Genomic DNA, 22,743 nt, shown 5'->3' with positions numbered 1-22,743 from the left:
GCCGCCCCGCAGTGGTGCGTGCGTCGGATGCGCCGCGTGCGACGGGTGAGGGACCGAGAGGGCGGGGTCGGGGATGGCGTTCTGGAACAGCCTGTGGCCGGGGCGGGAATCACAGTTCGAGTCGGGCAGCGCGGCCACCAACTCCATCGTGCTCACCCGGCGGCACGCCACGGTCTCGCTGACCAAGCAGGGCGCGCTGAGCGGCAACCTGCGCGTCAACCTCTCCTGGCGCATGCGCACCTCGGACATCGGGGGCCGCTCCGGGCAGAGCGGCCGGCTGCTGCGCCCCTTCAAGCTCTTCCAGCCGGAGGCCGTCCAGGCGCACACCCAGGGGATGGTCAACGTCGACCTGGACCTCGGCTGCATGTACGAGCTGGCGGACGGCACCCGGGGCGTGGTGCAGCCCCTGGGCAATCTGCTCGGCGATCTGAACGGGCCGCCCTACATCAGGCTCAGCGGCGACGACCGCTTCGGCGCCCCCTCCGGCGAGACGCTCTACGTCAATCTCGATCAGCGCGAGCACATCAAGCGGCTGCTGTTCTTCGTCTACATCTACGACCAGACGCCCGCCTTCGACCGCACGCACGCCAAGGTGACGCTCTACCCGGGCAACGGGCCGCGCATCGAGATCGAGCTGGACGAACGCGCCCCGCAGGCCCGCTCCTGCGCGGTGTTCACGGTGGAGAACATCAAGGACGAGCTGATCGTGCGCCGCGAGGTGAAGTTCGTCTACGGCTTCCAGTCCGAGCTGGACCGGATGTACGGCTTCGGCATGCAGTGGGGGCGCGGCTACAAGAGCCGCGCCTGAGGGCTGTTCCGGGAGGTCGTGCGCGGCGTTCTCAGGGGCGTATGAACTGGGGCCCCTGCGGAGGCAGCACGAAATTCGGGTCGGGGGCGGGCGCCGCCTCCGGAGCGGGCTGCGGATAGCCGTAGGCGGGCCGCGCGGAGGCCGGCTGGGGATAGCCGTACGCGGGCTGCGGCGCCGGGGCGGCGGTGGGCTGCGGGTAGCCGTAGGAGGGCTGCTGGTGCAGCACGGTCGCCTGCGAGTCCGGTACGGGAGCCGGGGCGGGCGGGACCGGGGGCGGTGCCGGAGCGGGCTGCTGGGGCTCGGGCTCCGCCTCGTCGACCGAGATGCCGAACGCGGTCGCGAGGCCGATGAGCCCCGTCGGATAACCCTGCCCGACCGCCCGGAACTTCCAGCCGTCCCCGCGCCGGTACAGCTCGCCGCAGATGATCGCGGTCTCCTCGCCGGTCTCCGCGCGCACATCGAACACGGCGAGCGGTTCGCCGCCGGCCGCCGCCGCGTCGTGGATCATGATCCGCAGATCGCGTACGGCTCCGAAGGCGGCCCCGTCCGAGGACGCGGCGATGACCACCTGGTCGACCGACGGGTCGAGCGCGTTCAGGTCGGCCTCGATGGTGTCCGTCAGGCCCTCGGGCAGACTGCGCTTGGGCAGCCTGCGCACCAGGCCCGAGGGATGGCGAGGCTGGTTGTAGAAGACGAAGTCCTCGTCCGAGCGCACGCGCCCGCCGGCGCCGAGCAGCAGGGCCGAGGCGTCCACATCGGGCACCCCGGTGCCCGGCGTCCAGCGCAGGACGGCCCGTACGGCCATGGCGTCGAGGGGGACGTTCGAGCCTTTCACCATCGCGTGCGTCATGCCGGTCATCCTGCCTGCTGGCCGCCCGTGCGGACAACGCGGGGGGCGGAGTCCGTGTCCCGGGGACCGGGCGGATTCACCCACTCCGCCACTTTTGAAATTCGTGCGAAACGGTCATGACACCCGGAATTCACCCCGAGTGGGAACTGCCGACACCCGTTCGTACGTACTATTACCGGCCACACGTTGTCCGGCCGGTCAGAGAGTACGGGGGGAATTGCATGCGTCATTTCGGGCATATTGCAGCTGCTGCGAAGGGCGGGCTCTTCTTCCAGGAACCCTGTGCGTTCGACGCCGACTCGCCGGCCCCCCTCCTCTCCGCCGCCCTCGGCGCCACGCTCTACAGCCCCGCCACCCGCCCCCGGCTCGCCGACGACATCGTCAAGCTGGCCGGGCGCGGAGTCGTCTCGATGGTGCTGTGCCTGGAGGACTCGATCGACGACTCCGAGGTTCCCGGGGCCGAGGAGAACCTGGTCAGGCAGTTCGCCGACCTCGACGCGCGCGCGATCGAACCGCCGCTGCTGTTCATCCGGGTCCGCGAACCGGAACAGATCACCGACCTGGTGCGCCGCCTCGGCGCTTCCGTCCGGCTGCTGTCCGGTTTCGTGCTCCCCAAGTTCACGCGCGCCCGCGGCATGCCGTTCATGGAGGCCCTGACCAAGGCCGAGGCCGCCGCAGGCCGTCGGCTCTTCGCCATGCCGGTGCTCGAATCGCCCGAGCTCCTCCACCTGGAGACCCGCCGCGAAACCCTCCGGGGCATCGCCGAGACCGTCACCGCGCACCGCGACCGGGTCCTCGCGCTCCGCCTCGGCGTCACCGACTTCTGCTCCGCCTACGGACTGCGGCGCTCCCCCGACATGACGGCGTACGACGTCGGCATCGTCGCCCACGTCATCGCGGACGTCGTCAACGTGCTCGGGCGGGCCGACGGGACGGGCTTCACGGTCACGGGCCCCGTCTGGGAGTACTTCCCCCGCCAGGAGCGCATGTTCAAGCCGCAGTTGCGGAACAGCCCCTTCCAGGAGAACCGGGCCGAGGCGCTGCGCACCGCGCTCATCGCGCACGACCTGGACGGCCTGCTGCGCGAGATCGACCTGGACCGGGCCAACGGGCTGCTCGGCAAGACCTGCATCCACCCCTCGCACGTCGCACCCGTGCACGCGCTGTCCGTGGTCAGCCACGAGGAGTTCAGCGACGCCCAGGACATCCTGCGGCCCGAGCGCGACGGCGGCGGGGTGCTGCGCTCCGCCTACACCAACAAGATGAACGAGGTGAAACCGCACCGGGCCTGGGCCGAGCGCACCCTGATCCGCGCCAAAGTCTTCGGCGTGGCCCGGGAGGACGTCGGCTTCGTGGACCTGCTGGCGGCCTGCCTCGCGGAGTGAGGGGCACCGGCGGGACGATCGGAGAGGGACCCGGTGCCGAGCACGGCACCGGATCCGGCAGACGAGTGGAAAGAGGGACGACGGACGTGGTGTGGTCGGGTAGCTGGGTGGCGGAGCGACTGGGCGTCGGGCTGGCGGGCGACGGGGAGCTGCGCGAGCTGCTGGGCCTCGCCCTGCGGCGCAACCCCAAGCGGGCACACCTGCTCGTGTCCAACGTGCTCGGCAAGCACGTGCCGCAGCGCCCCTCCGTGGTGTACGGAGCCGGCGTCGAGCTCGGCCGCCGGGTGCGGGCACTCCTCGGCGAGGACGGCGCGCGGCGGGCGGTCGTCCTCGGCTACGCGGAGACGGCCACCGGCCTCGGCCACTCGGTCGCCGACGGCCTCGGCCGGGCGCCCTACCTCCACTCGACCCGCAGGCCCGTGCCGGGCGTGGCCCGGGCGGGCGGCTTCGAGGAGGCCCACTCGCACGCCACCTCCCACCTGCTGCTCCCCGAGGACCCGGAGCTGCTGGCGGCGGCCGGGCCCGGCTCGGCGCTGGTCCTGGTGGACGACGAGTTCTCCACCGGCAACACCGTCCTCAACACGATCCGCGCCCTCCACGAGCGCTACCCCCGCGACCACTACGTCATCGTCGCCCTGGTCGACATGCGCTCACCGGCCGACCGGGGCCGCCTGACGGAATTCGCGGCGGAGATCGGCGCCCGCGTCGACCTGGTGGCCCGCAACACCGGCACGGTCACCCTCCCGGACGGCGTCCTGGAGAAGGGCCAGGCCCTGGTCGCCGAGCGGGAGGCCGACGGGGAGGCCCCCCAGGACGGGCCCCCGCACCCGCGCCCCCACACCCGCCTCGACCTCCCCTGGCCCGCCGGCGTCCCCGACGGCGGGCGCCACGGCTTCACCGACGCCCACCGCGCCCTCCTGGAGCCCGCGCTCCCCGCACTCGCCGACCACGTCGCGCGGACGCTCGGCGACGGGCCCCGCCGCGTCCTCGTCCTCGGCTTCGAAGAGCTGATGTACGCACCGCTGCGCCTGGCCACCGCCCTGGAGGAGCGCACCGACGCCGAGGTCCGCTACTCCACGACCACCCGCTCCCCGGTCCTCGCCGTGGACGACCCGGGCTACGCGATACGCACCCGGCTGGTCTTCCCGGCCCACGACGACCCGGCCGACGGTCCCGGCGAGCGCTACGCGTACAACGTCGCCGGCGCCGGCTTCGACGCCGTCGTCCTCGTCGTCGACTCCGCCGCCGACACCCCGGCGCTGCACGCCCCCGGCGGCCTGCTCGACCGCCTCGCCCCGCACACCGAGCAGGTCCTGCTCGCGGTGATCCCCTCGTACGTACCGGGGGCGCCCGCCTCCGAACGCCAGGAAGAAGCCCCCATGCAGCTGCCCGAGCCCCTTCGGGGCCCCGCGTTCTCCTCGTACGCGCCGGACGAGGTCGGCTGGCTGCTCCAGGACCTCTCGGACACCCGCCTCGAAGCGCCCACGGAGGAGCGCGAGGAGGCGATACAGAGCGGGGGCGCGCACTACGCGGAATCGCTCCCCGTCGAGTACCAGCCCTCCGCCGAGTACCAGGAACTCTTCAAGAGCGCCCTCGCGCTGTCGGCCGCCCGGATCGCCCGCGCCGTGGGCACGGTCACCGAGACCGTCCTCGCCGAGCGCGGCCCGCGCCCGGTCCTCGTCTCGCTCGCCCGGGCCGGTACGCCGGTCGGCGTGCTGATGCGCCGCTGGGCCCGGGCGCGGCGCTCCGTCGACCTGCCGCACTACGCCGTCTCCATCGTGCGCGGACGCGGCATCGACGCCAACGCGCTGCGCTGGCTGGCGGAGCACCACGACCCGGCCGACGTCGTGTTCGTGGACGGCTGGACCGGCAAGGGCGCGATCACCCGAGAACTGGCCGCCGCCGTCGCGGAGTTCGAGAAGGCCGGGGGAGTAGCGGGATTCGACCCGGAGATCGCGGTGCTCGCCGACCCGGGCGGCTGCGTGCGGACCTACGGCACCCGCGAGGACTTCCTCATCCCCTCCGCATGCCTCAACTCCACGGTCTCCGGCCTCATTTCGCGTACGGTCCTGCGCGCCGACCTGGTGGGTCCGTACGACTTCCACGGCGCGAAGTTCTACCGCGAGCTGGCCGGTTCCGATGTCTCCGGCCTCTTCCTCGACATGGTCGCCGAGCGCTTCGGCGAGGTCGCGGACGCCGTGGACGCCGAGGTGAAGGAGCTCCTGGCCGCCGACCGGGCCCCCACCTGGGAGGGCTGGGCCGCCGTGGAGCGCATCAGCGAGGAGTACGGCATCCATGACGTCAACCTCGTGAAGCCCGGCGTCGGCGAGACCACCCGGGTCCTGCTGCGCCGCGTCCCCTGGAAGATCCTCGCCCGGCGCGGCGCCGGCCCGGACCTGGACCACATCAGGCTCCTGGCCGAGCAGCGCGGCGTACCCGTCGAGGAGGTCGACTCGCTCCCGTACACCTGCGTCGGGCTCATCCACCCCAAGTACACACGCGGGGCGACAGGCGCCGACGGCAAGGCGGTGGAGTCCGCGTGACGGCCTCCCCGGTCACCCTCGTCGCCAGCGACCTCGACCGCACCCTCATCTATTCCTCGGCCGCGCTCCAGCTCACCATGGAGGACGAGCGGGCGCCCCGGCTGCTGTGCGTCGAGGTCTACAACCACAAGCCCCTGTCCTACGTCACCGAGACCGCCGCCGGGCTGCTCACCGACCTGACCTCCGCCGCCTCCACGGTGTTCGTCCCGACGACCACCCGCACCCGCGAGCAGTACCACCGCATCCGGCTCCCGGGCGCCCCGGCCGAGTTCGCGATCTGCGCCAACGGCGGCCACATCCTGGTGAAGGGCGAGTCCGACCCCGACTGGCAGCGGACGGTGGCGGGCCGGCTCGCCGACGAGTGCGCCCCGCTCGCCGAGGTGCGCGCCCACCTCGTCGCCACCGCCGACCCCGCATGGCTGCTGAAGGAGCGCGTCGCCGAGGACCTGTTCGCCTACCTCGTCGTCGACCGCGCCGAACTGCCCCCGGAGTGGACGAAGGAGCTCGCCGCCTGGGCCGAGCCGCGCGGCTGGACCGTATCGCTCCAGGGCCGGAAGATCTACGCCGTACCGCGCCCGCTCACCAAGAGCGCCGCCATGCGCGAGGTCGCCCGCCGCACCGGCGCCACGCACACCCTCGCCGCCGGCGACTCCCTCCTGGACGCGGACCTCCTGCTCGCCGCCGACCAGGGCTGGCGTCCCGGCCACGGCGAACTCGCCGACGCGGGCTGGAACGCCGCGCACATCGAGGCCACCGCCGAACGGGGCGTGGCGGCGGGCGAAGAGATCCTGCGCCGCTTCCTGCGGGCCTCGGAGGCCCGGTAAACCGCGCGGGCGACCGTAGAGTTGTGCGATGACCAAGGGAAACTCCACCAAGATCACCGATGAGCTGTACGCGTACATGCTGGCGCACAACCCGCCACTCGACGCCGTGCAGCGCGAACTGGTCGAGACGACCTACGCGCGGCTGCCCGAGCACGCGGGCATGCAGTCGGCGGAGGAGCAGGGCCCGCTGCTCGCGTTCCTCGTGCGGCTGACCGGCGCCCGGCACATCGTGGAGGTCGGCACCTTCACCGGCTTCTCCGCCCTCGCGATGGCCCAGGCCCTCCCGGCGGACGGACGGCTGATCGCCTGCGACGTCTCGGAGGAGTGGACGGCGTACGGCCGCGAGGCGTGGGAGAAGGCGGGCGTCGCCGACCGCATCGACCTGCGCATCGCCCCCGCCCTGGACACCCTGCGCGCGATGCCGGAGGAACCCCACATCGACTTCGCCTACCTGGACGCGGACAAGGGCAACTACATCGCGTACTGGGAGGAACTGGTGCCGAGGCTGCGCCCGGGCGGGGTCATCACCACGGACAACGTGCTGTTCCACGGACGCGTGACGGACCCGGACGCGACGGGCTCGGCGAAGGCCATCCAGGAGTTCAACGACCATGTGTCGGCGGACACCCGGATGGACAGCGTGCTGCTGACGGTGTCGGACGGGCTGACGCTGTCGCGCAAGCGGTAGCCCGCCCAGGGGCCAGGCGGTAGGCGCCCGGGGGCGGCGGGGGCTCCCGGGCTTCGGCGCGTCCGGGGCGGCGGGTCAGCCGCAGCAGCCTCCGCCGCAGCAGCCGCCCCCGCCGCCGCCTCCTGCGGACGGTGCGGGCCGGGAGGCGCCGCCTGCCGTGCCGCCGACGGCGACGGTGGAGAGCAGCTTCACGGTGTCCTCGTGCCCGGCGGGGCAGGAGGCGGGAGCGGAGGACTCGGCCATGGGACGGCTGAGCTCGAAGGTGTCTCCGCAGGAGCGGCAGCGGTACTCGTAACGAGGCATGACGCCAGGTTATCGGCGACGGGGCCCTGGCTGTCCAGGCCGGAGCGAGCCGGGCAGGGGCGGCACCGCACCCGCGCCGACGCACGCCGGAGTCACGCCACGCCGGGGTCACGCCCGCCGCACGCCGGGACGACGCCTCCCGTCGCACGCCAGGTCATGGCCCCCGACGCACGCCGGAATCACCTCCCCCGACGCACGCCGGAATCACGCCCCTCGACGCCGCACGGCGTCAGTGGCTCCCCGCGCCGCGTTCCTCGCGGATGTCGGCGACGACATCGGCGGCGATCCCGCGCAGGCCCTCCGTCACGGTGAGGAAGTGCCAGTAGTCGGGGTGGCGGTTCTCCAGGGCCGTGATCGCCTGGTCCAGACGGGCCACCGCGTCGTCCAGCGGCCGGGCGTGCCGCGGCTCGGGGGTGTGGCGCCCGGCCATGGCGAGACGCTGGGCGTCGCGAATGGCGAACCGGGTGCGCTGGATCTCCTGCTGCGGGTCCTTGGCGACGTCATCGAGCCGGCGCAGGCGGTCACCGGCGGCGGACACCGCCTCGTCGGTGGCGTTGAGCAGGGCCCGCACGGTGCTCAGCCGGGACGTGGCGTCGGCCCAGCGCTGCTCGTCACGGGCCTGGGCCGCCTCCTTCAGCTTCTCCTCGGCCCGGCGCACATTGACCGCGGCCTGCTCCGGGACCGGCTGGAGGTCCTGCCAGCAGGCGGCGGAGAACCGGCGCCGCAGCTCGCTGAGGACGGGCTCGACAGAGGCGGACCGGGTGGTCAGCGCCTGGGCGCGGGTACGCAGGGTCACCAGCCGACGGTCGATTTCGGCAGCGCGCTCGGGCAGCTTCTCGGCCTCGGCCCGTACGGCTTCGGCGTCGCGCAGCACGCGGTCGGCACGTTGCAAGGTCTCGGGCACGCCATGGCGCCCGGCGCCCTGGTTGAGCTTGGTCAGCTCGGGGGCGAGGGCGGCGAGCCGGGCGGCGAGATCGTCCGCCCGCAGCCCGGACGCCCGCACCGAATCGAGAGCATTGCTCGCGCCGAGGAGCGCCTGTCGCGCACGCTCGACGGCCGGGGCGAGCCGGGCGAGCTGCGTCTCGGCGCTGCCGAGGAGCGGCCCGAGCCCGGAGCCGAACCGGTCGAGCTCCCCCTTGACCCGTATCAGCTGCTCCTTGGCGGAGGTCAGCTCGGCCCGTGCCCGGGACGCGACGGCCGGTTCCAGATCGTCGCGGTCGAGGTCGTGGGCATCGACGGCGGTGATGTACGCGTGACTCGCCTCGTCGATGCGCCGGCCGAGCGCGGCGAAGTCGTCCACGGCCTTGCGGGCGGCCGGCGAACTGTCGACCGCGGTGATGGTCTCAATGGAGATCTTGAGGTCGCGCTGGGCGGTGTCCAGCTCGTAGAACGCCTCGGCGGCCGCGTCCTTCGCCGCCTGCGCCTCGGCCCGCTGCCCCTCGCCGCGCCCCCCGAACCACCGCCGCGTACCGCCGCCGGTGACGGCGAGGGGGAGGGCGACGGCGAGGAGGGGGAGGGGTGCGAGAACGAGGACGCACAGGTCGCGCAGGCCCGAAGCGCGCCGGGCATACCGCTCATGCGGGCCGGGAACGTACCGGCCACGCGGACCCGCCCCGTCCGCACGACGCCGACTCCGCTCCCGTACCGCTCCGGCGACTCCCGCCTGCGGCTGCGCGTCTGTCGCCGTCACATGCCTCTCCCGTGCCGATTCGCCCTGCCGGATACATTCTCCCACCAGTAAGGACGAACACACGTGCCGGTTAGTTCACGCCGCGGCCGTGACCGTGCTCCTTTCTCAGCTCGCGTGCCGGACGGCGACCCCGCCGTTGTCGCTGTGGGCCTTCACCACGTGCCGGCTGCTGTCACTGCGGGGCACCTTCACGTCGACATGCCCGTTGTCGGCCGACGCGGAGACGGCGTACGAGGTCGCGCCGGCGGGCAGGTCGATGGCGATGCGCCCGTTGTCGCTGACCGTGTCCACGAGATCCGGGACGTGCTTGAGATCGAGATCCACGGACCCGTTGTCCGACCGCGCCACCACGGACCGAGCGGAGATCCGCTCACCCCGGACGGACCCGTTGTCGCTCTTCAGTTCCAGGGGCCCGCTGACGTCCCGGACGAGGATGCCGCCGTTGTCGGAGTGGAGGTTGAGCGGCGTGGTGAACTCGGACGCGGTGACCTTGCCGTTGTCCGCGTCCACGGTCAGCGCGACCCCGCGGGGCACCTTCACCTCGTGCCGCGCCTCGCAGTCGCTGATCATCGCCCTGCACTTCACCCGGAGAGTGAGCGTGTCCCCCTCCAGCTTCCACACGGGGTCCGGCCCGCTCCCGAGGACGACCCATCCGTCGACCCTCCGGGTCACCTGGACCTCGTCCACGTCGGCCGGAACGACGTCCACCACGGAGTCCTCCGCATCGATGGTGAGCGCCTTCCCCTCGAACGCGAACGACTTGTGCTCGACGGGCGCGTCGTCCACGTCCGTGCTCCCGCACCCGGTGAGCGCCGCGACGAGCAGTACGGCGCCGCCGACGGCCGCGAGCGCGCTGCGATTACGGATGGTCATGGTGATCAGGTCCCCCTGGGCCGACGCTGCGATGTGCCCCCCACGGTAGGCAGCGCCGCCCACCCCGGACGATCCGGACGGCTACCGTCTCCGGGGTGGGGCTATCCCCCGTAAGCCCACCCGAACCGATTGTCGACACGCCCCGCGAGCCATGTACCCTGTTCCTTCATCCACGGGTGCGTAGCTCAGGGGTAGAGCGCTGCTCTTACAAAGCAGATGTCGGCGGTTCGAAACCGTCCGCGCCCACCGAGGACAAGTAGCAGGCCAGAGCCTGCTTTTGACCCCTCGACCGGTTCGGTCGAGGGGTCTTCCCGTGCCTGGAATCCGCATGGAGTCCACATCCCCACGGGATCCTTCCTGTCGCTCACTCGATTGAGGGACCGGATTCCGTGCCCCCAGCACGTAGAGCGCCGCTCATGGGAGGAGCAGGTGGGCGTGTCCCGGCCCACGGCCGCATACCTCGGAGACCGAGTGCGGGGCCACCCGCGTCGCCGCCCATCGGCGGCTCGCACCGTGTCCGGTGCACGCGGACCGTGGCGCCCGCCTCGGTGGCGCCGGAGACGGTGTGCACCTCGGACTCCTCCGGGCGCATCGGCTGGTCGCAGCGGGTGCACGTCATGTTGTCACGTCGGGGTGCTGGGGCTTCGGGTGTTGTCGCACCTCGCGCACGGCGTACTCGGCCTCGTCGGCGCAGGCCCCGGGAGTGACCAGACGGGCACGTGCGACCGCAGGTCCGGGCCACCTCTCTGCCAATAGCACCTGGCATCGAAATCCGGAAGCCACTCGGTGCCGTTCCAGGCAGGATGCCTCTGTGAACCATGTTCTGTGCGGGCTTGCCGCCAACGTAAGCCTGCCGTCCGAGCTGGTCGACCGGCTGATCGCGGTCGCGGACGCCGAGATCGCTGCGGCCCTCGCGCATCGGGCCGACCTCGGCCACGCGCAGGCGAGGGTGCTGGCCTCGCGTGTCGAGGAAAGCGCTGTGTCGCTCGCGTATGCCGGCCTGCTGACCGCCGCAGATGTTGATCCCGCGACGCAACCGGACGTCGCGCTCGCCCTGCTGGCCGAGCGTGCAGGACGCCCGGAGTGGGCGCGCCTCCTCGCGGAAGATCCAGTCGTCGAGCGTCGGCAGAAGCTGGCCGCCTGCTCCGGCCTTCCGCCCGACGTGGTGGAGACGCTGGCCACCGACTCGGACGTACAGGTCGTCGCGGAGCTCGCGTTGTGGACGACACCGGAGACGGCCACCAGATTCGCGGCGCATCCGCATGCCGAGGTCCGTCGCGCGGTGGCGGCCAACGAGGCGACGCCACCGGCCGTACTGGCGGCGCTGCTCACGGGCGACGGGCTGCCACCCGCACAGCGGTGCCTGGTCTGCGACCGTGAAGAGACGCCGTTCGCGCACGATCCGCCATGCTCGCGACTCGACTGCGATCTGCCGTCCGGCGCCTCCTGCGACGGCTCCCACGAGTCCACCAGGCACGACATGCAGCAGATGGCGATTCGGAACCCGGCGACACCAGCGGACTCCGTCGCGGCCTTCGTCGGCAACCCTTCGCTGCTGCTGCGCTGGGCGCTTGCCGGCCGCCCCGATCTGCCATCGGAGGTCTGCGCTCGGCTTGCTGTGGATTCGAATCCCGGTGTTCGAGGTGACCTCGCCGGGAATCCGGCGACCGATGAGGCCCTGATACGCGTACTGGCCACCGATCGTGACCACGAAGTACGGCGCAGGCTTGCCCATAACCCGCTCATACCGCTCGATCTGCTGACCCACCTGGCCGGCGCTACCAAGATCGGGGCCACTTTGCTGCCGCGGATTGCCTCGGCATCCCCCGACGAGGTCGAGGAGCTTTCCGAGTCGCCGAACCCAGCCGTGCGGATGCTCGTAGCCCAACGCCGAGATCTGCCACCCGCCACACGCGACGCACTCGCCGTCGACTCCGACGCAAAAGTGGTCAAGTCCATCGCTCCGCACCCGGGCCTCTCGGAAGGCCGACTGCGCACCATGCTGGACCGGCACGGAGTCCGGGTTGTTGCCGGGGTGGCTGCCAATCCGGATGCGACTCCGGCACTTCTGGAAGACGTTGCCCGGCACGATCCACCGGTGCGGAAGGCGTTCCGCGAGATCGCCCGGCATCGCAATGCGTCGGCACCGGCGCTGCTCGCCTGCCTGGCAGACGCACGGACGAGGCGTGTAGCCGCCAGTCACGCGGAACTTCCGCCGTCGATCATCGAAGAGCTACTCACCGATGCCGACTGGCAGGTGAGGGAGGCGGCAGCCGCCAATCCGTCGCTGCCCCTCGCTGTCATGGCGGATCTGATAGCGCGGCTGTGAGCCCTGGCCGGAAGAGCATCTGCCGGTGGCTGAGGACTTGCCGCGTCGGACAGGCCAGGCCGGCCGGCTACCCGAGTGGGTTGATCTCTTTCGGGCCGTAGCAAGCGGTGGGATTTTTCGTGGCCAGAGCCCAGTAGCGGTCGCCGAAGGACCAGTGCCACCATTCCGTGGGGTAGTTCACGAGCCCGGCCGCCGTCAGCGCGGAGCCCAGCAGTTTTCGGTTGGCACGGGCTTCTTCGCTGATGTTGTCGGCATGGGTGTAGCAGGCGCCTTCGCTCTCCTCCGGGTCCGCGTTCATCCGTGTGCCCAGGTCCAGTTCGTTTCCAGCGGCGTCGGCCAGGGTGAGGTCGACGGCCGCACCGGCGCTGTGCGGGGCGATGCCGGGCGGTGATACGTACCGGCTCGCTGCTGAGTGGATCCGCTGGGCGGGCCATTCCGGGTGGACAGCCCGCAGTTGGCTCGCGTACTCCTCGAAGTACTTCCGCTGAAGAGAAGGGGGCCGAAAGCCCTCGACGAACAGCAGCCGCAGGTTCTGTGGAAGCCCCGCCTGGGCCTTGAGCAGCCGCTCCAGCACGCCTTCGCGCAGGTGGGCGAAGGAGTCTGCCGGGTCCTGCTTGCGTGCGTCGACCAGCAGCGAACCGGTGGTGCGCACGTCCACGAGACGTTCACCGCACTCCGAGACTGGCGGCGACCTTCGGGTCCGACATCAAGACGATCTCACTCATGATGCGATCATCTCGCAGACCTCCGCACGGCGATCTCGCCGAGGTACTCGCCCTCTACCGGGGAGGGGAGCTTCGGGGAAGGTCGGTAGGTTGCTCCTATCGACCTACTGAGCGTGGAGGGGAATGTGCTGATCACCGTCGCTGACGTGGAAGCCGAGGCCGAGCGGATTGCCGCTTACGTGGTGCGGACGCCGACCGTGCCGAGCCCGGGGCTCTCCGCGTTCCTGGGCGCGCCCGTCACCACGAAGCTGGAACTGCTCCAGCGCACCGGTTCCTTCAAGGCGCGCGGGGCGACGGCGAAGCTGCTGGCGCTCAGCGAGGCCGAACGGGCCGCGGGGGTCGTCGCCGTGAGCGGGGGCAACCACGGCATCGCGGTCGCGGAGATGGCCGGTGCGCTGGACATCAAGGCGACCGTCGTCATGCCCCGGTCCGCTCCCGGTCGCGCCGTGGAGGTCGCCGAGGCGGCCGGGGCGAGCGTCATCCTCGCCGACACCATGGGTGACGCCTTCGCCCTCGTGGACGAACTCCAGGATTCGGGGCTCGCGTTGGTCCACCCCTTCGGCGACCCCGTCGTCGTCGCGGGACAGGGCACGGTCGGCCTGGAGTTGGCGGAGGATGCCGGTGAGCTCACCGACGTACTCGTCAGCATCGGTGGCGGGGGATTGATCTCCGGTGTCGCGACCGCACTGCACGCGCGCCGTCCGGGTGTACGGATCTGGGGCGTGGAGACCGAAGGCGCGCGAGCCATGTCGGAAGCCCTGGCCGCCGGAGGACCGGTGCCGGTCGAGTTGTCCTCGATCGTCTCGACGTTGAGCGCCCCGAGCGCCTCACCACTCACCTACGAACACGTCTCGGCCCTGGTCACCGACGTCCTCACCGTGACCGATGCCGAGGCCGTGCGGGGCACCCTCGACCTGGCTGACCACGCCAAGGTCTGGGCCGAGCCCGCCGCCGGATGCCTGCTGCCCGCGGCGCGCCAGGTGCTCGAGCGCGTGGGTGACGGTGCCAAGCTCGGCCTGGTCGTCTGCGGCGGCAACGCGACGACCGCCGATGTGACCGCCTGGGCCGAACGGTTCGGGCTGCGCTGACCCGGACCGCACGGCGCACAATGGCCGGATGACGTTGACGGTTTGGATCGATGACTGGCAGATGCAGTGCTGTGGGGAGCCCTTCGCGCCCGGGGACGTCGTGTCGTGGACGTTGATGGAGGTCGATCCCGAGGACTACGTCGACCTCGTCGGCGGGGAGCGCGCGGAGGGGATCGACTTTCGCGAGGAGCATCACGGCGGAGGGGAGGGCCTGCCACCGGTTCCGTTGGAAGTGGTGTCCGTCGTGGAGGTGCACTGCCGTTACGGGGTGCCTCCCGGCGCGACGGACCGGGTGAACTGCCCCGTTCCGGGCACGACCGTGTTGGTTCCGGTCGAGGGGGTGGCGGACGGGTGGGCCGAGGCCAGGCCGGGTGTGAGCTTTGCCGGGTACCTGGCGACGGCCCGGCGGGTCGCCGTTCCGGCGGAGGTCGGGGTTGCTCGCGGGTGATGACGAGTGCCGGAGGCGCGCCTCAGACAGCGCGGGCGGCGAGCGGCAGGGGTTCGTGGCGGTGCCAGATCAGGTAGCGGTCCTCGCGGCGTAGCTCTGCCGAGCCCCATTCGGCGCGCATCACACCTTCGTGCATGGAGCAGGCGTAGGCGACGAGGACCAGGCGGATGTCTTCCGGGAGAAGTGCGAGGTCGGGGTGGGCTTCGGGCTCTTCCAGCTCGTCCAGGCCCAGGTCGAGCATCTGCTGCCTCGGCTCCGGGCCGTGGCGGCGGATGAGTTCCGCGCGAAAGCCCGTCGCCCGGCGAAGGCGGGCGGCTGTGACCGGGACGTCCTTCTTCGCGTAGCGGATCGGGTAGATGACGTGGCCGGAGACGATGACTGCGGTGCGGCCCTGGAGGCGTACGGCGGAGGCGTCCGCCAAGTGGGCCAGGCCGCTGGTCAGTTCCTCGTACTGTGCGGCGTACAGGCCGTGCCCGTACGCCTCCAGGGTCTGGGTGTGCACGCCCTCGTGCCCGCTGCGGGCCCTTGTGTGGGCTCGCAGGAGGCAGGCCGGGATCAGGTCCGTCAGTTCATCGGCCGCGCTGCCGAACGTCGCACGTGCCCACTCGCTTGCTGAGCCCACGAGGTGCCGCCCCTCCCTGATCAGCGCCGAAACGACGAGCAGTAGTAGGTGAACGGTGCGGTCTCGCGGCGATGCGCGCAAGTGGGCATGGTCGGGTGCCAGGGTGAACCAGCCGTTCCTGGTGCGGTGTTCGGGGGGAATCGGCTCAACCGCTGCACGAGGCGGTGGCAGGTGGCTTCGCCGCCCGGAGCGGCCGCCGGCGTCCAGGAGCCGGCCCATGTCGTGGTCACCGGGGCGGGATGGCAAGGTGGTCCGGCAGTGGTGGCCCGCACCCGTGGAGGAAGACCCGTGTCCGAAGTCCTGATTCGTCTCCGGGGGGACGCTGATCTGGGCGCGGCGGCCGCCGTGCTCGCCGGTGTCCATGAGTCCGACGGGTATCCCGTCGAAGGGGTGGCGGACCCCGAGGGGTGGTTGTCGCCGGAAGGGCTCATCGCGGCCTGGGTCGCCGAGCTCGACGGGCGGGTCGTGGGGCACGTCGCGGTCAACCGGGCCCGGCGCGGGGAGGACGTGGCGCGGCTCTGGCGGGAGAGCGGGGGTGCGGGGGACGCGGACGTCGCGGTGCTGGCCCGGTTCTTCGTGGGGCGGGACGCGCGTGGCGCTTCCGCCGGTGCGCGGCTCATGGGTGCGGCGGAGGGGTATGCCCGGGCGCACGGGTTGCCGTTGGTGCTGGAGGTCCTGACCAAGGACGCCGCTGCCATCCGGCTGTACGAGCGGCTCGGATGGCAGCGGATTGGTGAGCTCCGGCACTTCTTCGCCGGGCGGCACTTCGACGCTCTGTGTTTCGTGGCGCCGTTGTCGCCGATTGCGTCTACGCCCGTCTCGTAGCCCGTACCGGGGAGCCGGTCGTCCGCCGTCGTCCGGTGGCGCGCGAACTCCGCCGTGTCCAGCGGGCCCTGGCGGACGCCGCCTGCGCACTGTTCACCACGGTACGGAACGCCCGCCCCGTACGGTCACCGTCGCGGGCTGCGGCGACCGCGCGGCCCTCCGGTCTTCCTCTTGCGGATCACCGGCACGCCTCGGAGCGTGGTCCTCACGCCCCCTCCGCCCGGGCCGCCGTGACCAGGTCCGCCAGGGCCGCGCGGGTGTCCTGGAGCGCGGAGATGCGGTCGTCCAGGCCCCGGAGGTGCTGTTCCAGGGTGTCCAGCCTGCACAGGGCCACCGTGCCGTCCTGCCGTACGCACGGGAGCAGATCGCGGATGGTCCGGGTGGGGAGGCCCGCGTCCAGCAGCGCGCGGATGCGGCGGACCACAGCGGGGGCGTCGGCGTCGTAGCGGCGGTGGCAGCCCGCGAGGCGGTGGGAGGCGAGGAGGCCCTGTTCCTCGTAATAGCGCAGCAGCCGGACCGAGGTGTCGGTCTCCTCGGCCAGGTCGCCGATCTTCATGTGGTGCACCTCACATACTCCGGGCATCGCGGGCCCTTGAACCTCACATCAGTGTCAGATTCTAGCGTGGGGGCATGACACAGCAGAGCACCAACTCCCTTTCTCTTTACGGTTTCCTGCGGCCGCGCCCGGAATTCGCAGACGAGGTCCGGCGTACGCTGTCCGCCCTCGTCGGGCCCACCCGGAGCGAACCCGGCAACCTGGCGTACCACCTCCACGAGCAGGAGGACGGGCGGTTCTTCCTGTACGAGGTCTGGCGCTCGCGGGAGGACCTGGACCGGCACAACGCCCTGCCCGCGCTGCGCGCCTTTCTCGGCAACCTGCCGACCTTCCTGGAGGGGCCGCCCGAGGTGTACGCCGACACCATGATCAGTCCGTACGCGGACTCCGCGGAGAGCGCTCCACTCGGTACAGTCCCGGTGTGACCAGCGAGCCCGAACCGACGATTCCCGAGATCACCCGCACCGACTGCGCGCGGTGCGGCACCGAGGTGCACGGTCTGGCCGGGCGGTACGCCTGTGCGCTCTGCGGGTGGGTCAACCACTACTCGGAGGGGCACGAGGAGCTGCCCGGCCTGGACGCGGACCCCGACCACGGGCGAGGCCGGTAACGCGTTGTCCCGGGCCGTGCCGTGCCTTAGCGTCCCTGGCATGTCGCCCGACCAGGATGCCGACCGGACCTTGCCCCACGCCGCCGTCGAGGAGTTGTGCCGGCGTATCGGCGTCGGCGGCGCACCGGTCGTCCGGTTCGCCGAGGGGTCCGTACCCGTCTACGCGGTCGGCGACGCGCACGTGCTCAAGCTGTTCCCGGAGGCCGACGGGCGGCCCGCGCGTGTCGAGGAACGGGTCCTCGCCCACGTGCGGGGGCGGCTGCCCGTGCCGACTCCCCGGCTGTACGGGGCCGGGCCGGCCGGCGACGGGTGGCGGTACGTGCTGATGTCCCGGCTGCGTGGCGAGGACCTGGCGCCCGCCTGGGGCCGGGTGCCCCGCCCGCACCGGGAGCGGATCGTCACCGAGGCCGGCGAGATGCTGGCGGCGCTGCACGCCCTCGACCCGGCGCCTCTCGCGGACGTCCTCGGGCCGGCGGACTGGGGCGGCTTCCTGGACCGGCAGTCCGCCGGCGTGGTCGAGCGGCAACGGGCGCGCGGGCTGTCCGACGGCTGGCTGGAGCAGATCCCGGACTTCCTCGCATCGGTCCCGCTGCCGCGCGCCCCGCGTCCGGTCCTGCTGCACACCGAGGTGATGCGGCAGCACCTGCTGGCCGATGCGGACGGGTGGCGGCTGACCGGCCTCATCGACTTCGAGCCCGCCATGACCGGGGATCCGGCGTACGACTTCGTGGCCGTCGGCCTGTTCGTCACCTGCGGGGACCCGGACCTGCTGGGGCGGCTGAGCAAGGCGTACGGGCGGACCTTCGACCCGTCCGCGCTGCTGGCGTACACCTTGCTGCACGTGTACAGCAATCTTCCCTGGTACCTCCGGGAGATGCCGCGTCCCGCCCGGGAGACGCTGCCCGCGCTCGCCGAGGCGTGGTTCGGCGTGGCCTGACGGGCGTGTGTGTGCGTCGAACGCCCCTGTAACCCGGGTGACTCCTTGGCCGTGCCGCCCCTACCCTGCCGCCATGGGTGACGTGCGCGAAGGGCTGATGGCTGTCGGTGACCGGGAGAGGACATCGCCTCCCCCGCTGCGGTCGCCCGCTTTCCGGCGGTTCCTGCTCGCCCATCTGATCTCCGCGACCGGGTCCGCGATGGCCCCGGTCGCGCTGGCGTTCGCCGTGATCGAGCAGGGCGGGGGAGCGCGGTCGCTCGGGATCGTGCTGACCGCCGGCACCGTGCCGGCCCTGGTCTTCCTGCTCGTCGGCGGGGTGCTGGCGGACCGGGCCTCGCGCAGCCGGATCCTCTTCCTCGGCAACCTCGGTGCGGGGGCCGCACAGGCGGTCGTGGCGGTCCTCGTGGCGACCGGGACGGCGACCACCGCCGCGATGAGCCTGTGTGCGTGCGCCTCGGGGGCGGCGGCCGCGTTCACCGGGCCGGCGGCCCAGGGGGTGGTGCCCCGACTCGTGGGGCCGGAGCGGCTCCAGGAGGCCAACGCGCTGGTCCGGGTGCCCAGGAACGCGGTCAAGGTCGTCGGCCCCGTCGTCGGCGGGTTCGTCGTCGCCCTGACCGGGCCGGCCTGGGCGCTCGGGTGGGATGCCGTGACCTTCGTCGTGGCCGCGCTCCTGCTGGCGGGGCTGCGGCTCGCGGGGACCGTGTCCGCCGGAGGGCCGGGCGCCGGGCTGGTGGCCGATCTGCGTGTCGGGTGGGCCGGGTTCAGGTCCCGGGTCTGGCTGTGGAGTTTCACGCTGTCCGGTACGGCGGTCGTGGCCGCCTGGCTGGCCGGGTACCAGCTGCTGGGCCCGCTCGTGGCGGAGCGCAGCTACTCGGGCGCCGGTTCCTGGGGGCTGGTGCAGGGGGCGTTCGCGGCGGGGCTGCTGGCGGGGACAGTCGTCTGTCTGCTGTGGAAGCCGCAACGGCTGGTGCTCGTCGCCGTGGTGACGAGCTCCGGCCTCTTCCTGCCGTTGGCCGCGATGGGGCTCGGGCTGCCGCTGCTCTGGGTGCTGGGGGCGGCCGTCGTCGCCGGGGCGGGGATGGACGTGGCCATCGTGGCCTGGTCCACCGTGATGCAACAGCAAGTTCCCGACCAGGAGTTGGGGCGCCTCAACGCCTTCAACTCCTTGGGTGAGCAGATCGCCATCCCGCTCGGCTACCTCGTCGTCGCGACCGCGTCCGCGTACTGGTCCAGCGGAGGCATCCTCCTGGTGTGCTCGGCCGTCATCCTCGCCGCCGGGGCCGCCAACGCCTGCGTGCGCGATGTGCGCCGGATCAGGCGGAGGTGAGGGGGCCCTCGCCCACAAGGTCCGCCACGCCGCGAGCCGGCCGGACCGCATCGCGCCGTATCCGAAGCGGGCGGCCCGCGACCGGGCACTACTACGGCATCGACATCTCGCCCGACATCCTGATCGCCGCCAAGCAGACCCTGACCGCGCAGGGGCTCCAGGCCAAGGTGCCGCACCTGACGCTCACCAAGGACCTGACGCCGGACTTCCTGCCGGACGCGTACTTCGACGTCCTGCGCGAGGACTTCTCCTGCCGGACCGAGACCCTGACCGCCCTCGCCGCCGAGTACGGGCTGCGGGCGCGGTTCATGGAGGACTGGGAGAAGCTGGGGCACGGGCAGTCGAAGATCCGCGTGACCGCATGACCGCGTGACCGCGTGGCCGTGTGGCCGTGTGGCCGTGTGGCCGTGTGGCCGTGTGACCCCGGGGCCGCGTGACCCCGGGGCCTCTCCTCAGCCGGTGCTCGCCCCGTCCCGCAGCCGCCACAGGCGCAGCGCCACCCCCGCCGCCACGACGGCCAGGGCCGGGCGAGGAGATACGGGGCGGCGGCGGGCGGGGGCAGCGCCCCGGCCGTCAGGGGGACCACGACGAGCGCGAGCTCCTGGACCGGCGTGGCCGCGGACGCGCACCGCGCGCCCGCCGCGAAGCGCCCGCCCAGCGCCAGGGCCGCCCCCAACAGCGTCACCAGGTCGCAGCCATGAGGTGGCTGAGCGGGACCAGGAAGTCCGGATTCCCGCTCAGCCGCCCGTCGCCGAGCATCGAGATCAGACCGAAGGCGGCGTACGCGGCCGGTGCGAAGGGCGCGGCGGATATGACGGGCCGCCCTGAGCTGCGACGGGAAGGACTTTCCCCAGGCGGGCCAAGGGGGAGAGCGCCATGAACAGCGGGGAGAGGGCGAGCGCGACCGCCGTCACGAGGAGGCTCGGGCGCAGGCCCCACGTGCCCGCCAGGAACCCGCCGAGCAGGGAGCCGAAGGGGGTGAGGCCCATCCCCGAGAAGTTGATCGTCGCCACCACCCGCGCCTGGATGCGGACCGGAGTGACGGCCTGCCGTACGGACATCACCGTGACGTTGACCAGCTGGCCGAACGTACCGAAGACCAGGTTGACGGCCATCAGCGCGGGCAGGACCAGCGGCCCGGAGCCGTGCAGTGCCGGTACGCCGAGCATCACGCCGTCCGCCAGCACCGCCGACCCCACCAGCACCACGCCGTACCCCAGCCGCTCCGGCAGCCTCGCCGCGAGGAGCGACCCGAGCACCGCCCCCGGGCCTGTCGCCGCGAGCGCCAGGCCCACCTCCGCGCCGGACAGGCCCAGTTCGCGCGGCAGGAACAGCAGATAGACCGTCATCAGCGCGGCGAGCGAGAACTGGAACAGGGCCGACGCCAGCCCCACCGCACGCAGTGCCGGGTGCCGGGCCACGAAGCGGAGCCCTTCGTGGATGCGCCGCAGGACGGGCGCGGGGGCCGCGGCCGGCGCGGGCACGCGTTCCGGGCGGCGGATGCGGCCGATCGACACGGCCGACAGCACGAAGAAGCACGCACCGGTGACGACCGCGAGCAGCGGCGAGAACACCGACATCAGCGCCCCGCCGAGCGCCGGGCCGCCGATCCGCGCCGCCGACCTGCTGCCCTCCAGCGCGCTGTTGCCCCGCATCAGCAGCCCGCGGTCCACCAGCCGCACCAGTGACGCCTGGTACGCCACGTCGAAGAACACGCTGCCCACCCCGAGCAGGGCGGCCACCACGAGCAGGACGGGCAGCCCCAGCACGCCGAACAGAAGCGCCAGGGGCACCACCGCCAGGGCCAGCGCCCGGCCGAGGTCCGCCGCCACCATCACCGTCCGGGTGCGGCGGCGGTCGGCCCACGCGCCCGCGAACAGCGACAGCAGCAGGACCGGCGCCTGCTCCACCGCGCGCAGCAGGCCGAGCGCGCCCGCGTCGGCGTGCAGCGAGACGACGGCGACGAGGGGCAGGACGACCAGGAGTGCCTGCTCGCCGAACTGGGACGCGGTCTGCCCGGCCCACAGACGCAGGAAAGCGGAATCCCGCCGGAGTGCGGGGGAGGCGGTACGGGAAACGGGATGCACGGGGGCCCCTTGAGCTGCGGACGGCAAAGCTCCGCCGCCACCGCGCACAGAGGTGTGTGCCGGCGGGCCGGCGGGAAAGGCTCGCTGTGCCGCGCTCGGAGGCAGCACGCGATGACGGGTCGGTCCACGACGTCAGCGCGTGCGCGGGCTACCGGGCAACTTCCCCTCCTCCGGTCGTCGGGTGAAGGGAGGTTAACCGCCCGTGGCGACGGGGAACAGCGAATTTCCGCCGCCGCCGTCCGGCGCCTCCTCGCGGGCCAGGTCCCGGAAGCACTGCCGCAGCCAGGCGTGCGCCGGGTCCGCGTCGTGGCGCGGGTGCCAGGCCATCCCGAAGGCCAGCGGCGGCAGCGGGAAGGGGATCTCGAACGTCCGCAGACCCAGGGGCTCGGTCAACGGGCGCGTCCGCAGGGACGTGAGGCCGACCAGATCGCTGCTGAGCAGGATGAACAGCGACGACGGCAGGGTACCCACACTGGCCACCACCCGCCTGGCCAGGCCGAGTTCCGCGAGGGCCGCGTCCACCGGCCCCTTCGTCCGGCCGCGCCGGGACACCGTCAGATGGTCGGCGGCGGCGAACCGGGCCGGGGTGATCTCCCCGTCCAGGAGGGGATGGCCGGGGCGCACGACGCCCAGCATCCGGTCCTCGTAGAGGTGTTCGCGGCGGACCTCCGGGGAACGCGTGTCGATCACCCCCACCTCCAGATCGGCGGCGCCCTCGCGCAGGAACGGCCCGTCCACATGGCTCTCCATCAGGAAGCGGAGCCGTACGCCCGGTGCCTCCCGGGCGATCCGGGCGAACAGCGCCGGGCCGGAGACCGCCGCCAGGGTGTCCTGGGCCAGCACCGTGAACGTCCGCGACAGGGCGCGCAGATCGACCTTGCCGCCCGACAGGAAGACCCCGCGCGCCCGCTCCACGACCGCGCGCACCTCGCCGTGGATGGCCAGGGCGTGCGGCGTGGGCACCATCGCGCGTCCGGCGCGCACCAGCACCGGATCACCGAGCGCCCTGCGGATGCGGCCGAGGGTGCGGCTCATGGCGGGCTCGGACAGATGCAGCCGGGCGGCGGCGCCGGAGACGCTGCATTCGTCGAGGAGGACGTCCAGGGCGACCAGAAGATTGAGGTCAAGAGCGGATTGCGTCACGCGCATACATCCCTTGTCAAAGATGCATTGGAAAGCAAGTCGCGCCAACTCTACGGTGGACAGCACATCCCACCCGCCACGG

General features: G+C 72.3%; 21 protein-coding genes, 1 tRNA gene and 2 pseudogenes. 15 read left to right on the top strand and 9 right to left on the bottom strand.

What is annotated here, in order from left to right:
- Positions 1 to 73: 73 nt before the first annotated feature.
- A complete protein-coding gene (locus ACLQ2N_RS07400) occupies positions 74 to 808 on the top strand; it encodes a TerD family protein (RefSeq protein WP_425810319.1) in 735 nt (244 codons plus the stop codon).
- Between the two features lie 31 nt (positions 809 to 839).
- Here the strand turns inward: ACLQ2N_RS07400 and ACLQ2N_RS07395 are convergent, their stop codons facing one another.
- Positions 840 to 1,658: a TerD family protein gene (locus ACLQ2N_RS07395; protein WP_425810317.1), complete on the bottom strand. Its 819-nt coding sequence runs from the start codon at positions 1,656 to 1,658 to the stop codon at positions 840 to 842.
- A gap of 221 nt (positions 1,659 to 1,879) precedes the next feature.
- Between ACLQ2N_RS07395 and ACLQ2N_RS07390 the strand changes: the two genes are divergently transcribed.
- The 4 genes from ACLQ2N_RS07390 to ACLQ2N_RS07375 all read left to right on the top strand — a co-directional run bounded on the left by ACLQ2N_RS07390 (position 1,880) and on the right by ACLQ2N_RS07375 (position 7,098).
- Complete coding sequence (locus ACLQ2N_RS07390) at positions 1,880 to 3,043, top strand: HpcH/HpaI aldolase/citrate lyase family protein (protein WP_425810315.1); 1,164 nt, start codon at positions 1,880 to 1,882, stop codon at positions 3,041 to 3,043.
- A gap of 65 nt (positions 3,044 to 3,108) precedes the next feature.
- Positions 3,109 to 5,586, top strand: a complete 2,478-nt coding sequence (locus ACLQ2N_RS07385; RefSeq protein ID WP_425810313.1) for a phosphoribosyltransferase — start codon at positions 3,109 to 3,111, stop codon at positions 5,584 to 5,586.
- The gene (locus ACLQ2N_RS07380; RefSeq protein ID WP_425810311.1) at positions 5,583 to 6,410 is read left to right on the top strand and encodes an HAD family hydrolase; all 828 of its coding nucleotides are present in this window, start codon (positions 5,583 to 5,585) and stop codon (positions 6,408 to 6,410) included. The genes ACLQ2N_RS07385 and ACLQ2N_RS07380 overlap by 4 nt, the downstream gene beginning before the upstream one ends.
- 28 nt (positions 6,411 to 6,438) lie before the next feature.
- Positions 6,439 to 7,098: an O-methyltransferase gene (locus ACLQ2N_RS07375; RefSeq protein WP_425810309.1), complete on the top strand. Its 660-nt coding sequence runs from the start codon at positions 6,439 to 6,441 to the stop codon at positions 7,096 to 7,098.
- 75 nt (positions 7,099 to 7,173) lie between these two features.
- Here ACLQ2N_RS07375 and ACLQ2N_RS07370 read toward each other — a convergent pair whose 3' ends face one another.
- The 3 genes from ACLQ2N_RS07370 to ACLQ2N_RS07360 form a co-directional block, all read right to left on the bottom strand.
- Positions 7,174 to 7,401, bottom strand: coding sequence for an FmdB family zinc ribbon protein (locus tag ACLQ2N_RS07370; protein WP_425810307.1), 228 nt, complete (start codon positions 7,399 to 7,401; stop codon positions 7,174 to 7,176).
- Positions 7,402 to 7,630: 229 nt separating this feature from the next.
- Entirely contained in the window at positions 7,631 to 9,091 is a 1,461-nt protein-coding gene (locus tag ACLQ2N_RS07365; protein WP_425810305.1) for a hypothetical protein, read from the bottom strand.
- A 105-nt stretch (positions 9,092 to 9,196) separates the two neighbouring features.
- Positions 9,197 to 9,964 (bottom strand): DUF4097 family beta strand repeat-containing protein, encoded by a 768-nt coding sequence (locus tag ACLQ2N_RS07360; protein ID WP_425810303.1) that lies wholly within the window; start codon positions 9,962 to 9,964, stop codon positions 9,197 to 9,199.
- A gap of 174 nt (positions 9,965 to 10,138) precedes the next feature.
- Here ACLQ2N_RS07360 and ACLQ2N_RS07355 point away from each other — a divergent pair.
- Both ACLQ2N_RS07355 and ACLQ2N_RS07350 read left to right on the top strand, forming a co-directional pair.
- Positions 10,139 to 10,210: transfer RNA gene (locus ACLQ2N_RS07355), tRNA-Val, on the top strand.
- Positions 10,211 to 10,775: 565 nt separating this feature from the next.
- On the top strand, positions 10,776 to 12,293 hold the full coding sequence (locus ACLQ2N_RS07350; protein WP_425810301.1) for a hypothetical protein: 1,518 nt from the start codon (positions 10,776 to 10,778) through the stop codon (positions 12,291 to 12,293).
- A gap of 67 nt (positions 12,294 to 12,360) precedes the next feature.
- Here ACLQ2N_RS07350 and ACLQ2N_RS07345 read toward each other — a convergent pair.
- Positions 12,361 to 13,018, bottom strand: a pseudogene (locus ACLQ2N_RS07345) (M15 family metallopeptidase).
- A 113-nt stretch (positions 13,019 to 13,131) separates the two neighbouring features.
- On the opposite strand from ACLQ2N_RS07345, the gene ACLQ2N_RS07340 reads away from it, so the two are divergent.
- The gene (locus ACLQ2N_RS07340) at positions 13,132 to 14,106 is read left to right on the top strand and encodes a pyridoxal-phosphate dependent enzyme (protein ID WP_425810299.1); all 975 of its coding nucleotides are present in this window, start codon (positions 13,132 to 13,134) and stop codon (positions 14,104 to 14,106) included.
- Between the two features lie 28 nt (positions 14,107 to 14,134).
- Positions 14,135 to 14,554: a DUF6578 domain-containing protein gene (locus tag ACLQ2N_RS07335; RefSeq protein WP_425810297.1), complete on the top strand. Its 420-nt coding sequence runs from the start codon at positions 14,135 to 14,137 to the stop codon at positions 14,552 to 14,554.
- Between the two features lie 22 nt (positions 14,555 to 14,576).
- On the opposite strand, the gene ACLQ2N_RS07330 is transcribed toward ACLQ2N_RS07335, so the two are convergent.
- The gene (locus ACLQ2N_RS07330; RefSeq protein ID WP_425810295.1) at positions 14,577 to 15,176 is read right to left on the bottom strand and encodes a hypothetical protein; all 600 of its coding nucleotides are present in this window, start codon (positions 15,174 to 15,176) and stop codon (positions 14,577 to 14,579) included.
- 288 nt (positions 15,177 to 15,464) lie between these two features.
- Here ACLQ2N_RS07330 and ACLQ2N_RS07325 point away from each other — a divergent pair, with 288 nt between their 5' ends.
- On the top strand, positions 15,465 to 16,001 hold the full coding sequence (locus ACLQ2N_RS07325; RefSeq protein ID WP_425810293.1) for a GNAT family N-acetyltransferase: 537 nt from the start codon (positions 15,465 to 15,467) through the stop codon (positions 15,999 to 16,001).
- Positions 16,002 to 16,206: 205 nt separating this feature from the next.
- Here the strand turns inward: ACLQ2N_RS07325 and ACLQ2N_RS07320 are convergent, their stop codons facing one another.
- Positions 16,207 to 16,557, bottom strand: a complete 351-nt coding sequence (locus ACLQ2N_RS07320; RefSeq protein WP_425810291.1) for a MerR family transcriptional regulator — start codon at positions 16,555 to 16,557, stop codon at positions 16,207 to 16,209.
- A 74-nt stretch (positions 16,558 to 16,631) separates the two neighbouring features.
- Between ACLQ2N_RS07320 and ACLQ2N_RS07315 the strand changes: the two genes are divergently transcribed.
- From ACLQ2N_RS07315 to ACLQ2N_RS07295, 5 genes and pseudogenes are all read left to right on the top strand, one after another.
- Positions 16,632 to 16,982: a putative quinol monooxygenase gene (locus ACLQ2N_RS07315; RefSeq protein WP_425810289.1), complete on the top strand. Its 351-nt coding sequence runs from the start codon at positions 16,632 to 16,634 to the stop codon at positions 16,980 to 16,982.
- Positions 16,979 to 17,167, top strand: coding sequence for a hypothetical protein (locus ACLQ2N_RS07310; RefSeq protein WP_330311880.1), 189 nt, complete (start codon positions 16,979 to 16,981; stop codon positions 17,165 to 17,167). Before ACLQ2N_RS07315 ends, ACLQ2N_RS07310 begins: the two co-directional genes overlap by 4 nt.
- A gap of 40 nt (positions 17,168 to 17,207) precedes the next feature.
- Positions 17,208 to 18,104 carry a phosphotransferase family protein gene (locus ACLQ2N_RS07305; RefSeq protein WP_425810287.1) on the top strand — a complete coding sequence of 299 codons (897 nt, stop codon included), beginning with the start codon at positions 17,208 to 17,210 and terminating at the stop codon, positions 18,102 to 18,104.
- Between the two features lie 97 nt (positions 18,105 to 18,201).
- Positions 18,202 to 19,431, top strand: a complete 1,230-nt coding sequence (locus ACLQ2N_RS07300) for an MFS transporter (RefSeq protein WP_425811300.1) — start codon at positions 18,202 to 18,204, stop codon at positions 19,429 to 19,431.
- A gap of 83 nt (positions 19,432 to 19,514) precedes the next feature.
- Positions 19,515 to 19,796, top strand: a pseudogene (locus ACLQ2N_RS07295) (methyltransferase); the annotation flags it as partial.
- Between the two features lie 399 nt (positions 19,797 to 20,195).
- On the opposite strand, the gene ACLQ2N_RS07290 reads toward ACLQ2N_RS07295, so the two are convergent.
- Complete coding sequence (locus ACLQ2N_RS07290) at positions 20,196 to 21,518, bottom strand: MFS transporter (RefSeq protein WP_425810285.1); 1,323 nt, start codon at positions 21,516 to 21,518, stop codon at positions 20,196 to 20,198.
- Between the two features lie 192 nt (positions 21,519 to 21,710).
- Positions 21,711 to 22,667 carry a LysR family transcriptional regulator gene (locus tag ACLQ2N_RS07285; RefSeq protein WP_425810283.1) on the bottom strand — a complete coding sequence of 319 codons (957 nt, stop codon included), beginning with the start codon at positions 22,665 to 22,667 and terminating at the stop codon, positions 21,711 to 21,713.
- Positions 22,668 to 22,743 lie beyond the last annotated feature (76 nt).

Origin of the sequence: Streptomyces sp. DT224 (assembly GCF_049844595.1) — a bacterium.
Classification (GTDB): domain Bacteria; phylum Actinomycetota; class Actinomycetes; order Streptomycetales; family Streptomycetaceae; genus Streptomyces.
Note: the sequence above shows the minus strand (reverse complement) of the source record. Positions and strands in the feature narration are given on the sequence as shown.

Bases quoted from the DNA above. Each gene is read 5' to 3' on its own strand.
- ACLQ2N_RS07315 (WP_425810289.1), top strand. From the start codon at position 16,632: ATGACACAGCAGAGCACCAACTCCCTTTCTCTTTACGGTTTCCTGCGG.
- ACLQ2N_RS07400 (WP_425810319.1), top strand. From the start codon at position 74: ATGGCGTTCTGGAACAGCCTGTGGCCGGGGCGGGAATCACAGTTCGAG.
- ACLQ2N_RS07370 (WP_425810307.1), bottom strand. From the start codon at position 7,401: ATGCCTCGTTACGAGTACCGCTGCCGCTCCTGCGGAGACACCTTCGAG.
- ACLQ2N_RS07390 (WP_425810315.1), top strand. From the start codon at position 1,880: ATGCGTCATTTCGGGCATATTGCAGCTGCTGCGAAGGGCGGGCTCTTC.
- ACLQ2N_RS07305 (WP_425810287.1), top strand. From the start codon at position 17,208: ATGTCGCCCGACCAGGATGCCGACCGGACCTTGCCCCACGCCGCCGTC.
- ACLQ2N_RS07320 (WP_425810291.1), bottom strand. From the start codon at position 16,557: ATGAAGATCGGCGACCTGGCCGAGGAGACCGACACCTCGGTCCGGCTG.
- ACLQ2N_RS07300 (WP_425811300.1), top strand. From the start codon at position 18,202: ATGGCTGTCGGTGACCGGGAGAGGACATCGCCTCCCCCGCTGCGGTCG.
- ACLQ2N_RS07375 (WP_425810309.1), top strand. From the start codon at position 6,439: ATGACCAAGGGAAACTCCACCAAGATCACCGATGAGCTGTACGCGTAC.
- ACLQ2N_RS07335 (WP_425810297.1), top strand. From the start codon at position 14,135: ATGACGTTGACGGTTTGGATCGATGACTGGCAGATGCAGTGCTGTGGG.
- ACLQ2N_RS07395 (WP_425810317.1), bottom strand. From the start codon at position 1,658: ATGACGCACGCGATGGTGAAAGGCTCGAACGTCCCCCTCGACGCCATG.
- ACLQ2N_RS07285 (WP_425810283.1), bottom strand. From the start codon at position 22,667: ATGCGCGTGACGCAATCCGCTCTTGACCTCAATCTTCTGGTCGCCCTG.
- ACLQ2N_RS07360 (WP_425810303.1), bottom strand. From the start codon at position 9,964: ATGACCATCCGTAATCGCAGCGCGCTCGCGGCCGTCGGCGGCGCCGTA.